This is a genomic window from Janthinobacterium sp. GW456P, assembly GCF_002127655.1.
Lineage (GTDB): Bacteria > Pseudomonadota > Gammaproteobacteria > Burkholderiales > Burkholderiaceae_D > Janthinobacterium.
Window position 1 is genome coordinate 17,672 of sequence record NZ_NEHB01000002.1, and the last position, 13,392, is coordinate 31,063.

Consider the following 13,392-nt stretch of genomic DNA (forward strand, 5'->3'; position numbering starts at 1 on the left):
CCGATATGCTAAAATGTCGGCCACAATTGAACACCCGTCTAAGGAAGATTCGACATGGCAGGACATAGCAAATGGGCCAATATCAAGCATAAAAAGGCTGCCACCGATGCCAAGCGCGGCAAAATCTGGACGCGCCTGATCAAGGAAATCACGGTCGCGGCCCGCATGGGCGGCGCCGACGCCATCACCAATCCGCGCCTGCGCCTGGCCGTCGACAAGGCGGCTGACGCCAATATGCCGAAAGACAACGTCCAGCGCGCGATCAACCGCGGCAGCGGCGGCGTCGATGGCGCCAACTACGAAGAAGTGCGCTACGAAGGCTACGGCGTGGGCGGCGCGGCCGTCATCGTCGAATGCATGACCGACAACAAGGTCCGCACGGTGGCCGAAGTGCGCAACGCCTTCAACAAGAACGGCGGCAACATGGGCAATGAAGGCTCCGTCGCCTTCCTGTTCCAGCACTGCGGCCAGCTGCTGTTCGCGCCGGGCACCGATGAAGACAAGCTGATGGAAGCGGCCCTGGAAGCCGGTGCCGACGACGTCATCGCCGATGAAGAAGGCGGCTTCGAAGTGGTCACGCCCGTGCACGATTTCGCCGCCGTCAAGGAAGCGCTGGAAGCGGCCGGCTTCAAGGCCGAAGTGGCCGAAGTCATCATGAAACCGGCAACGGAAACCGTGTACTCGGGCGACGACGCCATCAAGATGCAAAAGCTGATCGATGCGCTGGAACTGCTGGACGACGTCCAGGAAGTGTTCACCAACGCCCTCATTGAGAATTAATCACTCTGCACACAAGGGCGGCAGCGCCGCCCTGCAACCCACACTGAACGAACGGTCCCTATGAAAATTCTGGTAGTCGGCTCTGGCGGCCGCGAACACGCCCTGGCCTGGAAACTGGCCCAGTCCGAACGCATACAGATGGTGTATGTCGCGCCGGGCAACGGCGGCACCGCGCGCGATGCGCGCCTGGTCAATCTCGACATCAGCGACCCGCAATTGCTGGCCGATTTCGTTCAGCAGGAACACATCGGCCTGACGGTCGTCGGCCCGGAAGTGCCGCTGGCAGCCGGCATCGTCAACCTGTTCCGCTCGCGCGGCCTGAAAATCTTCGGTCCGACGAAAGAAGCGGCACAGCTGGAGTCGTCGAAGGACTTCGCCAAGGCCTTCATGCAGCGCCACGGCATCCCGACGGCCGCCTACCAGACGTTTTCCGAGGTCGCTCCCGCGCACGCCTACGTCGACGCCATGGGCGCGCCCATCGTCATCAAGGCCGACGGCCTGGCCGCCGGCAAGGGCGTCGTCGTTGCATTGAGCCTGGAAGAAGCGCACCAGGCGGTCGACATGATGCTGTCCGATAACCAGTTCGGCGACGCCGGCGCGCGCATCGTCATCGAGGAATTCCTCGCCGGCGAAGAAGCGAGCTTCATCGTCATGTGCGACGGCAAGAACATCCTGCCGCTGGCCACCAGCCAGGATCATAAACGCCTGAAGGACCACGACCAGGGCCCGAACACGGGCGGCATGGGCGCATATTCGCCGGCACCGATCGTCACGCCGGCCATGCATGCGCGCGTCATGCGCGAAATCATCAATCCGACCATCCAGGGCATGGCCAAGGATGGCATCACGTTCACGGGCTTCCTGTACGCGGGCCTGATGATCGACGACAAGGGCACGCCGAAGACGCTGGAATTCAACTGCCGCATGGGCGACCCGGAAACGCAACCGATCATGGCGCGCCTGAAAACCGACCTGGTCACCGTCATGGAACACGCCGTCAACGGCACCTTGGACGCCGTGGAACTGGAATGGGACCGCCGCACGGCCGTCGGCGTCGTCATGGCCGCCGCCGGCTATCCGGACGATCCTGTGAAAGGCACGGCGATCGGCGACATCCCGGCCGAAACGCCAGACTCCGTCACCTTCCATGCGGGCACCCGCATCGACGGCGAGCGCCTGGTCACCAACGGCGGGCGCGTGCTGTGTGTGGTGGGCCTGGGCGACAGCATCAAGATGGCGCAGAAGCAGGCATATGAGACCGTGGAAAAAATCCATTTCGACGGCGCGCAGTACCGCCGCGACATCGGCTGGCGCGGCCTGAAGCACTAAGCACCCAGCACGCCGCTTTGCGGCAAACGGCGGGGCCGGCGCGGAAGTCATCCGCCCCGGCCCCGTTCATATTGGCGCACCGGGAAAACCGGCTTTGCGCTAAGATGCAGCCCATGTCCAGCCCCAGCCAACCCCACCCCGCCCTCACCCAAGTGCGCCAGCTCGGCCTGATCACGGACGATGAACTCGACGACGCCATCGCCGAACTGGACATTATCGAACTGCAACGCAGCCATAACGAAGAAGAGGATATCGACGTGCCGGAGCTGGCTACTGACGCGGGGCTGGTCGACACCCTGGCATGGCTGCTGCGCACGGACCTGCTGCCACAGCACGACTTCCTGCAGCGGGTGCGCGACCTGCCGCGCCAGCATGGCGGCGCGGCCCTGCTCGAGCGCCAGCAACTGGCCGCTGACGCGCTGCGGCAAGTCAACCGCCAGGCCATCGATACCCTGTACGACGAGGACCTGCTCGACCAGTGGCAGCGCGACGCCGCGCACGCCAGCTTGCCCACGGACCGCCTGCTCGCCTCGCCGGTTGCCGCCCTGTGCGACATGCTCCGACAGGGCACCTTGTCCGCGCCCCAATTTGCAGCGCTGCGCCTGCGCGCCCGCCAGCGCGGCTCGGAACTGGCCGTCATCATCGTCGACGCCGCCGCGCGCCAGGCCCGCCGGGAACGCCCCGCCTATGCGCGCCCGGGAACGTGGGTGAGGGCCGCGCTGATACTGCTGGTACTGGCCTTTGCGGCCAGCGCCATGATCAGCAAGCAGGCGCCCCCTCCCGTCGCCGCCACCGCTGAGCAGGGCGCCGAACGGCATGACCTGCAGCAGCGTGCCGCGCAGGCCGTGGAAAGTGCGCGCCTGCTCGGTGCCGGGCCGGACCTGTCCGTCACCGTGGAGCAGGACAGCGCCGCGCCGCCGGCGCGCTGAACCGCAGCGCACTTCCCGCGCCGGCGGTCATGATGGCATACTGCCGTTTTGCCACCAATGCGGGGAAGCCATGGCCTGGAATGAAGGATACGTGTCGGATATCGAGTACACCAACGGTTTTTACAGCGACCTGAGTCCGCATCACCTCAATTTCAGCTGTATCCTCAACGGCATCGAACCTGTCCCCCTGGATCAACCCTACACCTACTTTGAACTGGGCTTCGGGCGCGGCCAGACGCTCAACGTACTGGCCGCCGCCAATGCCAACGGCCGGTTCTACGGCAACGATTTCAATCCGGCCCATGTCGCCGGCGCACGCGCCCTGGCCGCAAAGGCCCAGTCCAGCAATCTGACCCTGCTGGAAAACAGCTTTGAAGAATTGGCGCAGGGCCGCGTGGCCGATCTGCCGCAGTTCGACTTCATTACCCTGCATGGCATCTACACCTGGGTGAGCCGGGAGAACCGCCAGCATATCGTCGACTTCATCGCGCGCTACCTGAAACCGGGCGGCATCGTTTCGCTCAGCTATAACGCCATGCCGGGATGGAGTTCCGCCCTGCCGCTGCAACGCCTGCTGCTGGAGTTTGCCGCCAGCTTCCCCGGTCGCAGCGACAGGCAAATGCAGGCTGGCATCGCCTATGTGCAACAGTTGCAGAATCTGCAGGCCGGCTACATCGCGGACAATCCCGCACTCGCGCCGCGCCTCAATGCGCTCATCAACAGCGATCCCCATTACAGCGTGCATGAGTATCTGAACCAGGACTGGGAACCGCTGTACCACGCCGACGTGATGCGCGATGTGGCGCGCGCCAAGCTCGATTTTGCCGGCTCCGCCGACCTGCCGTTTGCCTTTCCCGAGCTGTACCTGAACGCCGACCAGCAAGCCACCATCGACCTGCTGCCCGATGCGGCCATGCGCGAAACGATGAAGGATTATTTTCTCAATACCAGCTTCCGCAAGGACGTGCTGGTACGGGGCGCGCGCCGCATGGGGGCCGTGCGCCAGGCCGAATGTTACGCCGACGTGCACCTGGCCATGCTGGTACCGCGCGCAAAAATGACCTTTACCTTCCAGACCAAGGCGGGCGTAGTGACAGGCAACGAGCAGGTCTACGGCGCCGTCTGCGACGCGCTGGCCAACGGCCCGCATAGCCTGGCCGAATTGGCCGCACTGCCCTCCTTGCCCGGACAGAGCGTGCAAAGCCTGGCGGAGGTGGCGGCCATGCTCGTCACCGGCGGCCAGGTCGTGATGTATTTCCCGAGTCAGGCGCACGCCGGCAGCGGCGACGCGGCCGCGCGCCGCCTGAACCAGACCGTCGGCGCGCAGCTGCGCTACGGCGACGACTACCACATCCTGTGCTCGCCATTGACCGGCAGCGGTATCGATACGGAATTCATCGACCGGCTGCTGTTTTCGCTGCTGACCCAGGAGCAGGAGCAGCCGGACCTGGCCACCCTGCAGGCGCAGGCGGCCACCGCCATGGCGCGCTGCGGGCGCCGCCTGCTCAAGGATGGCGCTGCATGCGCCGACGAGGCGGCGCACCAGCAGCTGCTCAACGCGGCCATCGAGGAATTCATGCGGGACACGCTGCCCGTGCTGCAGCAATTGCGCGTGCTGTAGAAGGCGCTGGCAGCGGACGGCGTGCGCGGCCAGCCCAAAACCACAGCGCAAGCGCCGCCCTATCACAAAAACGCGTAACAGGGTACAATCCGTCCTTACTTTTTTATTTCGGCCTCGTCGGCCCACGCGATGTCGTCCACTCCCTCTCCTTCGGCCGTCAAGGCTTATTTGCTCGATTTGCAAAGCCGTATCGTGCAGGCGCTCGAAGCGCAGGACGGCAAGCCCTTCCTGACCGATACGTGGCAGCGCCCCGAGGGCGGCGGCGGTATTTCGCGGCTGATCGAGGAAGGCAATGTGTTCGAGCGGGGCGGCGTGAATTTTTCGCACGTCACCGGCGCCGCACTGCCGCCATCGGCCGCTGCCGCGCGCCCTGAACTCGGCGGCAAGGCGTGGGAAGCGATGGGCGTGTCGCTGGTGCTGCATCCGCGCAATCCCTACGCGCCCACGGTGCACATGAACGTGCGCTTTTTCAGCACCGTGAATGCCGACGGCGCACCCGTATGGTGGTTCGGCGGCGGCATGGACTTGACGCCGTATTATGGCGACGCGGGCGACGTGAAGCACTTTCACCAGGTGTGCCGCGATGCGCTGGCACCGTTTGGCGAGGAACTGCATCCGAAGTTCAAGCAATGGTGCGACGATTATTTCTACCTGAAGCACCGGCGCGAAGCGCGCGGCGCCGGCGGCATCTTCTTCGACGATTTCAATGCCTTGGGCTTTGACGACAGCTTTGCCATGCTGCGCAGCGCCGGCGACGCCTTCATCGACGCCTATGTGCCGATCGTGGCACGCCGCAAGGATACGCCCTACGGCGAACGCGAACGCGATTTCCAGTGCTACCGGCGCGGACGCTATGTCGAGTTCAACTTGGTGTTCGACCGCGGCACCCTGTTTGGCCTGCAATCAGGCGGACGCACCGAGGCGATCCTGATGTCGATGCCGCCCGTGGTCAAGTGGCGCTACGACTGGCACCCGGAAGCGGGCAGTCCCGAAGCGGCGTTGTACACCGACTTCCTCGTGCATCGCGACTGGCTGCAGGCGTGACGGAAGTTGGCACGGCGGGTAGTACGGCGGGCAGTACGGCATGCGTGACGCTGCTGGGCGGCAGCTACGATCCGGTGCACATGGGCCATGTCGCGCTGGGCACGCATTTTTCCAGCCTGCTGCACGCCGATGAACTGCGCGTGATTCCGGCCGGCGCGCCCTGGCAAAAAGGCAGCCTGGGTGCCACCGGCCAGCAGCGCGCCGAGATGGCCGGCCTGGCTTTTGCCGGCCTGCCCCTGCCCGTGGTGATCGACCGCCAGGAAATCGAGCGCAGCGAACATGGCCAGGCCAGCTACACCATCGATACCTTGCGCCAGGTACGCGCCGAGCTGGGACCGCGCGCTTCAATCGTTTTCCTGATGGGCGCCGACCAGCTGCAGCGCCTCGCGACATGGCGCGAATGGCAGCAATTATTTGAATACGCGCATATCTGCGTCGCGGCCCGCCCCGGCTTCGCGCTGAATGACACAGCAGTGCCGCAAGTGGTCGCCGATGCATTTTCGCGCCGCCTGGGGTCTCTGGAAAGCATCCGCAACACGCCGCACGGTCTGACTTATCTGGCACAGGACTTCGCGGTGGATATCTCCGCCACCGAAATACGTGCGGCATTACAACGGGGGAATCGGGCAAACCCGCTTGTTTCCCCGCTAGTGCTAGACTATATTGAACAACATAATTTATACAAAAGCTAAATGGACATCAAAAAACTGCAAACCCTCGTCGTTGACGCCCTTGAAGACGTCAAAGGCCAAGACATCGCCGTCTTCGAAACGAGTCACCTGACCAGCCTGTTCGACCGCATCGCGATCGTTTCCGGCACCTCGAACCGTCAAACCAAGGCGCTGGCCGCCTCGGTGCGCGACAAGGTCAAGGACGCCGGCGGCCAGATCATCGGCATGGAAGGCGAGGAAACCGGTGAATGGGTGCTGGTCGATCTGGGCGACATGATCGTCCACATCATGCAAGCGCCTATCCGCGCCTACTACCGCCTGGAAGAAATCTGGGGCGACAAGCCGGTCAAGCTGGGCGCCGCCAAGCGCGCGCCTAAAAAGGCCGCCGGCGACGAGCCGAAGAAGGTCAGCGGCCATCTGGCGGCAAGCAAGGCGAATGTGGAAGCGACGCCGGTGATTGAAAAGAAAGCACCGGCGAAGAAAGCCACGGCTGCCACCGCCGCCAAGAAAGCCCCGGCGAAAAAAGCCGCCGTTTCCAAAGCCGTCGGCAAGACCGTGAAAGTCGCGCCTACCAAGACCGAAGCAGCTGCCGTAAAAGCGCTGAAAGCGCTGCCGGAGAAAAAAGTGCGCGCCCCACGCGCGGCCAAGCCGGCAGCCGATGCCGCACCGGCAAAAACCGTGATCAAGCGTATCAAAAAAGTCGAAGCGTAAGCCTCGATGCAGCTCATCATCGCTGCGGTCGGCCATAAAATGCCGGCCTGGATAGAGACGGGCTTCGCGGAATACGCGAAGCGCATGCCGCCTGAATTGCGCATCGTGCTGAAAGAAATCAAGCCGGTGGAGCGTTCCGGCAGCAAGACCGCCGCCACGGCGATGGCGCTGGAACGCGAACGCATCGAAGCCGTCCTGCCCAAGGGCGTGCGCATCATCGCCCTCGACGAACGCGGCAAGGACCTGACCAGCGTCGGCCTGTCGCAGCAGTTGATGGCGTGGCAGCAGGATGGCCGCGACACGGCTTTCCTGATCGGCGGCGCCGACGGCCTCGATCCGCAACTCAAGGCACGTGCCGAAGGCATGCTGCGCATTTCCAGCATGACCCTGCCGCACGGCGTGGTGCGCGTGATCCTTGCCGAGCAGCTGTACCGCGCCTGGTCGATCACGCAAAACCACCCCTACCACCGTGTCTGAACTCCCCCATGAAAACGGCTGATCACAAGATCTACCTCGCCTCCAAGAGCCCGCGCCGGCGCGAACTGCTGCGCCAGATCGGCGTCGATTTCGAATTGCTGCTGCTGCGCAGCGACGGCCCGCGCGGCGCCGACGTCACCGAGGAAGTCCTTCCCGGCGAATCGGCGCTCGATTATGTCGCCCGCGTGTCGAATGAAAAAGCCGCCTTCGCCTGGGACCTGGTGCGCCGCCGCCACCTGACCCCGCGCCCCGTGCTGGCGGCCGACACCACCGTCACCATCGACGGCGCCATCCTCGGCAAGCCTGCCGACCGGGCGGAAGCGGTGGCGATGCTGCAGCAGCTGTCGGGCCGCACGCATGAGGTACTGACTTCGATCGCCGTGCACTACAAGGATTTCGCCGAGCAGCGCACGCAGGTGTCGCAAGTGCGCTTCGGCGTGCTCTCGCCCGCCTCGATCGCCGCCTACTGCGCCACGCCGGAACCCTACGACAAGGCCGGCGGCTACGGCATCCAGGGCAGCGCCGCGCTGTTCGTCGAGCATATCGAAGGCAGCCATTCCGGCATCATGGGCTTGCCGCTGTACGAAACCGCACAGTTGCTGCGGCTGGCAGGTTTGCCCCTGCCCTGATCCCGGGTATGATGTCATTCGTTGCCTCCACTCCCGCGCCTCCATGAACGAAGACATCCTGATCAATATCACGCCGCAAGAAACGCGCGTCGCCCTCATCCTGCAGGGCGCCGTGCAGGAATTGCACATCGAGCGCACGCTCACGCGCGGCTTGGCCGGCAATGTGTATTCCGGCAAAGTGGTGCGGGTGTTGCCGGGCATGCAATCGGCCTTCATCGACATCGGCCTGGAACGCGCGGCCTTCCTGCACGTGGCCGACATCTGGGAAGCGCGCGGCCACGACGGCCAGAACGCCACGCCCACCCCGATCGAGAAAATCCTGTTCGACGGCCAGGTGCTGACGGTGCAGGTGATCAAGGACCCGATCGGCACGAAAGGCGCGCGCCTGTCGACGCAGATTTCCATCGCCGGGCGCATGCTGGTGTATCTGCCGCAAGACAAGCACATCGGCATCTCGCAGAAAATCGAAAAGGAAGCGGAGCGCGAACTGCTGCGCACGCGCCTGCAAAGCCTGCTGCCGCCCGATGAAAAAGGCGGTTACATCGTGCGCACCATGGCCGAAGACGCGTCCGACGCGGACCTGAAGGCGGATGTCGACTACCTGCGCAAGACCTGGAGCACCATCACGCACGGCGCGCGCACGCGTCCCGCCACCAGCCTGCTGCACCAGGACTTGAGCCTGGCGCAGCGCGTGCTGCGCGACTTCGTCGGCGATGAAACGGCCACCATCCAGGTCGACTCGCGGGAAAATTACATCAAACTGCGCGAATTCGCGGAAATTTACACGCCCAGCGAACTGACGCGCTTGCAGCACTACACGGGCGAGCGCCCCCTGTTCGACCTGTACGGCGTGGAAGAAGAGATTTTGCGCGCGCTGGGCCGCCGGGTCGACCTGAAATCGGGCGGCTACCTGATCGTCGACCAGACGGAGGCGATGACCACCATCGACGTCAACACGGGCGGCTTTGTCGGCGGCAGGAATTTTGCCGATACCATCTTCAAGACCAACCTGGAAGCGGCGCACGCCATCGCGCGCCAGCTGCGCCTGCGCAATCTGGGCGGCATCATCATCCTCGACTTCATCGACATGGACAACGCCGAGCACCGCAACGCCGTGCTGGCCGAACTGAAACGCACCTTGTCGCGCGACCGCACCAAGGTCTCGGTGAGCAATTTCTCGCCGCTGGGCCTGGTGGAAATGACGCGCAAGCGCACGCGCGAATCGCTGGCCCACATCCTGTGCGAACCGTGCCCCGCCTGCGCCGGCAAGGGCCAAGTGAAAACCTCGCGCACGATCTGCTATGAAATCCTGCGCGAACTGCTGCGCGAGGCAAAACAGTTCAACCCGCGCGAATTCCGCATCCTCGCCTCGCAGGAAGTGGTCGACCTGTTTTTGGAAGAAGAATCGCAGCACCTGGCCATGCTGGGCGACTTCATCGGCAAGAAAATCTCGCTGCAGGTGGAGAACGCCTACCACCAGGAGCAGTACGACGTGATCCTGATGTAGCCATGCCGGGCAGCACCGGCTTCTGGCGCGACCCGGCTCTGCCCCATGTGGAAAGCCGGCGCGCCTGCCGCAGCCGGGCGTGCTACAAGCCGCACAGCCATCCCACGTTTTCCATCGGTGCCGTCGACGAAGGCGGCAGCATCTTTACGGGCAGCAAAGACGGCAAGGTGGCCCTCGGCAATGGCAGCCTGGTGCTGGTGCCGGCCGGCTGCGTGCACGCCTGCAATCCCCTGCCTGACACCGTCTGGAGCTACCAGATGCTGCATCTCGATGCGCAATGGCTGCAAACGCACGCGCCGGCGCTCGATGGCGATACGGCGACGGTGTTGCACTGCCCGCTGCGGTACGCGCAGTTTTGCGCCATGCATGCGCTGCTGTTTTCAACGGCGGGCGCAAGTGAAAAAAATGCGGCGCTGCTGGCGTTCCTGGGCGCTTGCGCCAGCGCCCGTGCAGACCTGCTGCCCTCGGAACGCAAGTCCGTGCCGCTGCAGCTGGCGCCCGTGCTCGCAACGCTGCGGGCGCACCCCTCGGCCAGCCTGCGGCAACTGGCGCAAGCGGCAGGCTTGAGCCCGTATCAATTGATTCGCGTCTTTCGCGCCGCCACGGGCATGACGCCGCATGCCTACCAGTTGAACGCGCACGTGAACCGCGCGCGCAGCCGCTTGCAGGCAGGGACGGCGTTGGCGCAGCTGGCGCATGAGCTGGGCTTCGCCGACCAGAGCCATTTCCAGCGCGTGTTCAAAGCCCATACGGGCATTACGCCGGGACGCTACCGCTAAGCTGCAATTTTCTTCAATACGGGCTGCCGCCAGCCCCTGCATACTCGCGCATCGCCATTGCCGGAGCCGACTTACATGCAGGATTTCCTCTTCATCGCCGCCGCCCACTTTCTGTCCCTGCTGTCGCCCGGTCCCGATTTTTTCCTGATCGCGCGCACCTCGCTGGCCCACGGCTGGCGCGCCGCCGCCGGCACGTGCGTGGGCATTACCGTGGCCAATGCGGTGTTTATCGTGGCGGCGTTTGGCGGACTGTCGGTGCTGCAGGCGGGCAGTACGGCATTCACGGTGGTGCGGCTGGCCGGATGCGCCTATCTGCTGTACCTGGGCTGGCTGTTCCTGCGCCATGCGGGCAAGAGCAGACTGGATGCAAAGCCCGCCAGCGGCAAGACGCGCTGGCGCGGCGGTCTCGTGATGGGATTCATGTCCGCCATCCTGAACCCGAAGAATGCGCTGTTCTACGTCAGCCTCGCCACCGTGCTGACCGCCAGGCAGACGAGCCCCGCTGCGATGGCGGGGTATGGCGCGTGGATGGTGTGCGCCGTGCTGGCGTGGGATATGGCGGTGGCGCTGGCCATCGGCAGCAGCGCCCTGCGCCAGCGCTTTGCGCGCGCGCTGCCGTTGCTGGAACGGCTGTCGGGGGTGATGCTGATCGTGCTGGCGGTGGTGCTTCTGGTTCAGGCCGGCAGCGGGTCCAGGTAAAACACGGCATACACTTTCAATGGCGACGTTTCCGTCGCCTTTTCCGAGCGCACGACGGAGCAGTCGTCGGCGGCCAGGCTGCGCCAGTTCTGGATGCCGGCCTTGGCGAACATCGCGTGCGCTGGCGCGTTGGCGGCCAGGTCCAGCACCAGGCAGGCGTTGCGCGGGCCGGCGCCGTAGTTGACGGCGCGGATTTCGATGCCGAAAGTCGTCATCCACGGTTCCCACAAGCCTTTTTCCTTGCCGGCTGCGATGCGGTCGAGCATCTCGCCAAAGGTCAAACCTTTTTTGACGGTATCGCGCAATGCCTGCAGCGACGGCGCCAGACGGGGATCGGGTTGCTTGTTGCCGGCGCGGATCTCGGCGATCGCCTTCAATTCCTTGATGATGGCCGCATCGCGCTCCGTATAGTCGCGCATGCGCGCATAGAATTCGGCGTCCAGAAAAGGATTGACGGTCAGCTTGGCGACGCCCTCTTCGCGGCGTTTCGGGGAAGGCGTGTTGGTTTTGGTCATGGCGGTAGAGGGCAAGAGAAACAATGAGGGGCGCCAGTTTAACATCATGGCGCGTCGTCGGCGGCGTTAGCGCCGCTTGAATGTCGCGCCTGGCGGGTGCGGGGCGGCCACTGCGGCGCGCGTGCCAGGCTGCATGAAGCCGCGCCGCGGCCCGAACAGGTGGACGGCGCCCGCATACAGTCCCGCCAGCGGGAAGCGCACTTCCCTGAGCAACTGGTAAAAAATGGCGATCGAGCGCGCGCGGGTGACGGGAATCTCGGCGCGCCACTGGCACAGCACGTCATGCACGAGGCTGGCGTGATAGGTCGCCGGCAGGCCCAGGTGCTGCGCGCCATCGGGCGTGCCCACATAGAACAGGCCGAGCACGCTGATACAGGGCGAACAGCCATCCCAGGCATAGCCGGCGCGGATGCGGATGGCCGATTCGCGGATGATGACCCACTGGTTTTCAAACTCGATGCCGTCAAGCAGGGGAGAACAATAGCCATAGTCGCTGTCCAGTGCATAGCGCCAGGCGTTGCCGGGCATGCCGAAATTCTTCGGCATCAGCGGCCTCCCTGCTGTGCTTGCCGCCGTTGTCGCCTATCTGTCGTCTGCATGGCGTTGTCTTGATCAATATCAATATCAAGATTTAAACATACTCTGGCAAAAGATGGGCAACAAGTGGCAGGCTCAGGCGCGCGGCGGCGCCGTCGACTCGCGCACCACCAGCTCGGGCTTCAGGCGCACGTCGATCACCGGGGAATCGGGCGAGGCGATGGTTTGCAGGATCAGCCGGGCCGCTTCCGTGCCGATGCCGTGGTGGCGGATGCGGATGGTAGTGAGTGGGGGACGGATCATGTCCATGTAAGGCATGTCGTTGTGGCCCACCACGGAAATATCTTCGGGACAGCTCAAGCCCAGTTCGCGGATGGCGTCGTAGCAGCCGAGGGCCACCAGGTCGCTGCCCGTCACCACGGCCGTCGTTTGCGGCGATTGCCGCAGCAGTTCCAGCAGGGCCGCCTTGCCGCATTCGCGCGAATAGCCGCTGCTTTCAAAGACGAACGCTTGCGAGCGATCGAGTTCGCTGGCCTGGATGGCGGCCAGGAAACCGAGGCGGCGCACGTGGCCCGTGGACAGGTTTTCCGGGCCGGCAATGTGCGCGATATGGCGATGACCGAGCGCCAGCAAGTGTTCGACGGCCAGGCGCATGCCGACCGCGTCGTCGCTGACGACGCAGGAAGCCACGCCCGTCTCGTCGCTGCGGTTGACGGTAACGACGGGCACATTCTGGTCGATGCACATCTTGATGACGGGATCGTCGCGCCGTGCGGTAGCCAATATCAGGCCATCGACCTGCTGCCCCAGCAGGCGGTTGATGACGAACAGCTGCTCTTCCTCGTCGGCGCCCACGTTGGCGACGATGGCCAGGTAGCCATGCTTGCGCAAGCCTTCTTCGATGCCCAGCAAAATCGGCGGGAAAACAGCGTTGGTGATGTCAGGCAAGACCACGCCGATGATGCGCGACTTGCGCGTGACGAGGGTGGAAGCGGCGCGGTTCGGCCGGTAGCCGAGGCGGCCCGCTTCGGCCAGCACGCGCGCGGCCACCTCGGCGCTGACCATTTGACGCGTTGCCGGATTCATCACGCGCGACACGGTGGAAAAGTGCACGCCGCTGGCCCGCGCAACGTCGCTTAAGGTGGGGTTCTTGTTTGTCATGGG

Annotated in this window: 15 protein-coding genes; 12 read left to right on the forward strand and 3 right to left on the reverse strand. The window is 64.4% G+C overall.

Translation table 11 applies throughout. From position 1 onward, the window contains the following. Nucleotides 1-54: 54 nt before the first annotated feature. The 12 genes from CBW66_RS02475 (at nucleotide 55) to CBW66_RS02530 (ending at nucleotide 11,176) form a co-directional block, all read left to right on the forward strand. Nucleotides 55-780 (forward strand): YebC/PmpR family DNA-binding transcriptional regulator, encoded by a 726-nt coding sequence (locus tag CBW66_RS02475; RefSeq protein WP_086138417.1) that lies wholly within the window; start codon nucleotides 55-57, stop codon nucleotides 778-780. A gap of 60 nt (nucleotides 781-840) precedes the next feature. Beyond that, on the forward strand, nucleotides 841-2,109 hold the full coding sequence (purD, locus tag CBW66_RS02480; RefSeq protein WP_086138418.1) for a phosphoribosylamine--glycine ligase: 1,269 nt from the start codon (nucleotides 841-843) through the stop codon (nucleotides 2,107-2,109). A 113-nt stretch (nucleotides 2,110-2,222) separates the two neighbouring features. After that, nucleotides 2,223-3,038, forward strand: coding sequence for a hypothetical protein (locus tag CBW66_RS02485; RefSeq protein ID WP_139841662.1), 816 nt, complete (start codon nucleotides 2,223-2,225; stop codon nucleotides 3,036-3,038). Between the two features lie 70 nt (nucleotides 3,039-3,108). Beyond that, nucleotides 3,109-4,659 carry a class I SAM-dependent methyltransferase gene (locus CBW66_RS02490; protein ID WP_170932957.1) on the forward strand — a complete coding sequence of 517 codons (1,551 nt, stop codon included), beginning with the start codon at nucleotides 3,109-3,111 and terminating at the stop codon, nucleotides 4,657-4,659. A 129-nt stretch (nucleotides 4,660-4,788) separates the two neighbouring features. Continuing rightward, on the forward strand, nucleotides 4,789-5,703 hold the full coding sequence (gene hemF / locus CBW66_RS02495; protein ID WP_086138421.1) for an oxygen-dependent coproporphyrinogen oxidase: 915 nt from the start codon (nucleotides 4,789-4,791) through the stop codon (nucleotides 5,701-5,703). Then, nucleotides 5,700-6,395 carry a nicotinate (nicotinamide) nucleotide adenylyltransferase gene (gene nadD, locus CBW66_RS02500; protein WP_086138422.1) on the forward strand — a complete coding sequence of 232 codons (696 nt, stop codon included), beginning with the start codon at nucleotides 5,700-5,702 and terminating at the stop codon, nucleotides 6,393-6,395. The genes hemF and nadD overlap by 4 nt, the downstream gene beginning before the upstream one ends. Then, complete coding sequence (gene rsfS / locus CBW66_RS02505; RefSeq protein WP_086138423.1) at nucleotides 6,396-7,085, forward strand: ribosome silencing factor; 690 nt, start codon at nucleotides 6,396-6,398, stop codon at nucleotides 7,083-7,085. A 6-nt stretch (nucleotides 7,086-7,091) separates the two neighbouring features. After that, a complete protein-coding gene (gene rlmH, locus CBW66_RS02510; RefSeq protein WP_034747108.1) occupies nucleotides 7,092-7,562 on the forward strand; it encodes a 23S rRNA (pseudouridine(1915)-N(3))-methyltransferase RlmH in 471 nt (156 codons plus the stop codon). Nucleotides 7,563-7,570: 8 nt separating this feature from the next. Continuing rightward, entirely contained in the window at nucleotides 7,571-8,191 is a 621-nt protein-coding gene (locus tag CBW66_RS02515) for a nucleoside triphosphate pyrophosphatase (RefSeq protein WP_086138424.1), read from the forward strand. 43 nt (nucleotides 8,192-8,234) lie between these two features. Then, nucleotides 8,235-9,698, forward strand: a complete 1,464-nt coding sequence (gene rng / locus CBW66_RS02520) for a ribonuclease G (protein ID WP_086138425.1) — start codon at nucleotides 8,235-8,237, stop codon at nucleotides 9,696-9,698. A 2-nt stretch (nucleotides 9,699-9,700) separates the two neighbouring features. Further along, on the forward strand, nucleotides 9,701-10,477 hold the full coding sequence (locus CBW66_RS02525) for an AraC family transcriptional regulator (RefSeq protein ID WP_086138426.1): 777 nt from the start codon (nucleotides 9,701-9,703) through the stop codon (nucleotides 10,475-10,477). Nucleotides 10,478-10,552: 75 nt separating this feature from the next. Beyond that, entirely contained in the window at nucleotides 10,553-11,176 is a 624-nt protein-coding gene (locus CBW66_RS02530; RefSeq protein WP_086138427.1) for a LysE family translocator, read from the forward strand. Here CBW66_RS02530 and CBW66_RS02535 read toward each other — a convergent pair. The 3 genes from CBW66_RS02535 to CBW66_RS02545 all read right to left on the reverse strand — a co-directional run bounded on the left by CBW66_RS02535 (nucleotide 11,152) and on the right by CBW66_RS02545 (nucleotide 13,389). Beyond that, nucleotides 11,152-11,691 (reverse strand): hypothetical protein, encoded by a 540-nt coding sequence (locus CBW66_RS02535; protein ID WP_152281584.1) that lies wholly within the window; start codon nucleotides 11,689-11,691, stop codon nucleotides 11,152-11,154. The genes CBW66_RS02530 and CBW66_RS02535 overlap by 25 nt on opposite strands. 66 nt (nucleotides 11,692-11,757) lie before the next feature. Continuing rightward, a complete protein-coding gene (locus tag CBW66_RS02540; RefSeq protein ID WP_205701167.1) occupies nucleotides 11,758-12,237 on the reverse strand; it encodes a hypothetical protein in 480 nt (159 codons plus the stop codon). Nucleotides 12,238-12,363: 126 nt separating this feature from the next. After that, on the reverse strand, nucleotides 12,364-13,389 hold the full coding sequence (locus CBW66_RS02545) for a LacI family DNA-binding transcriptional regulator (protein ID WP_086138428.1): 1,026 nt from the start codon (nucleotides 13,387-13,389) through the stop codon (nucleotides 12,364-12,366). Nucleotides 13,390-13,392: the final 3 nt, after the last annotated feature.

What these genes read in the sequence shown, in the direction of transcription:
- purD (WP_086138418.1), top strand. Translation starts at nt 841, where the DNA reads ATGAAAATTCTGGTAGTCGGCTCTGGCGGCCGCGAACACGCCCTGGCC.
- rlmH (WP_034747108.1), top strand. Translation starts at nt 7,092, where the DNA reads ATGCAGCTCATCATCGCTGCGGTCGGCCATAAAATGCCGGCCTGGATA.
- CBW66_RS02545 (WP_086138428.1), bottom strand. Translation starts at nt 13,389, where the DNA reads ATGACAAACAAGAACCCCACCTTAAGCGACGTTGCGCGGGCCAGCGGC.
- CBW66_RS02530 (WP_086138427.1), top strand. Translation starts at nt 10,553, where the DNA reads ATGCAGGATTTCCTCTTCATCGCCGCCGCCCACTTTCTGTCCCTGCTG.
- CBW66_RS02490 (WP_170932957.1), top strand. Translation starts at nt 3,109, where the DNA reads ATGGCCTGGAATGAAGGATACGTGTCGGATATCGAGTACACCAACGGT.
- CBW66_RS02475 (WP_086138417.1), top strand. Translation starts at nt 55, where the DNA reads ATGGCAGGACATAGCAAATGGGCCAATATCAAGCATAAAAAGGCTGCC.
- rsfS (WP_086138423.1), top strand. Translation starts at nt 6,396, where the DNA reads ATGGACATCAAAAAACTGCAAACCCTCGTCGTTGACGCCCTTGAAGAC.
- CBW66_RS02485 (WP_139841662.1), top strand. Translation starts at nt 2,223, where the DNA reads ATGTCCAGCCCCAGCCAACCCCACCCCGCCCTCACCCAAGTGCGCCAG.
- CBW66_RS02515 (WP_086138424.1), top strand. Translation starts at nt 7,571, where the DNA reads ATGAAAACGGCTGATCACAAGATCTACCTCGCCTCCAAGAGCCCGCGC.
- hemF (WP_086138421.1), top strand. Translation starts at nt 4,789, where the DNA reads ATGTCGTCCACTCCCTCTCCTTCGGCCGTCAAGGCTTATTTGCTCGAT.
- CBW66_RS02540 (WP_205701167.1), bottom strand. Translation starts at nt 12,237, where the DNA reads ATGCCGAAGAATTTCGGCATGCCCGGCAACGCCTGGCGCTATGCACTG.
- CBW66_RS02535 (WP_152281584.1), bottom strand. Translation starts at nt 11,691, where the DNA reads ATGACCAAAACCAACACGCCTTCCCCGAAACGCCGCGAAGAGGGCGTC.
- CBW66_RS02525 (WP_086138426.1), top strand. Translation starts at nt 9,701, where the DNA reads ATGCCGGGCAGCACCGGCTTCTGGCGCGACCCGGCTCTGCCCCATGTG.
- rng (WP_086138425.1), top strand. Translation starts at nt 8,235, where the DNA reads ATGAACGAAGACATCCTGATCAATATCACGCCGCAAGAAACGCGCGTC.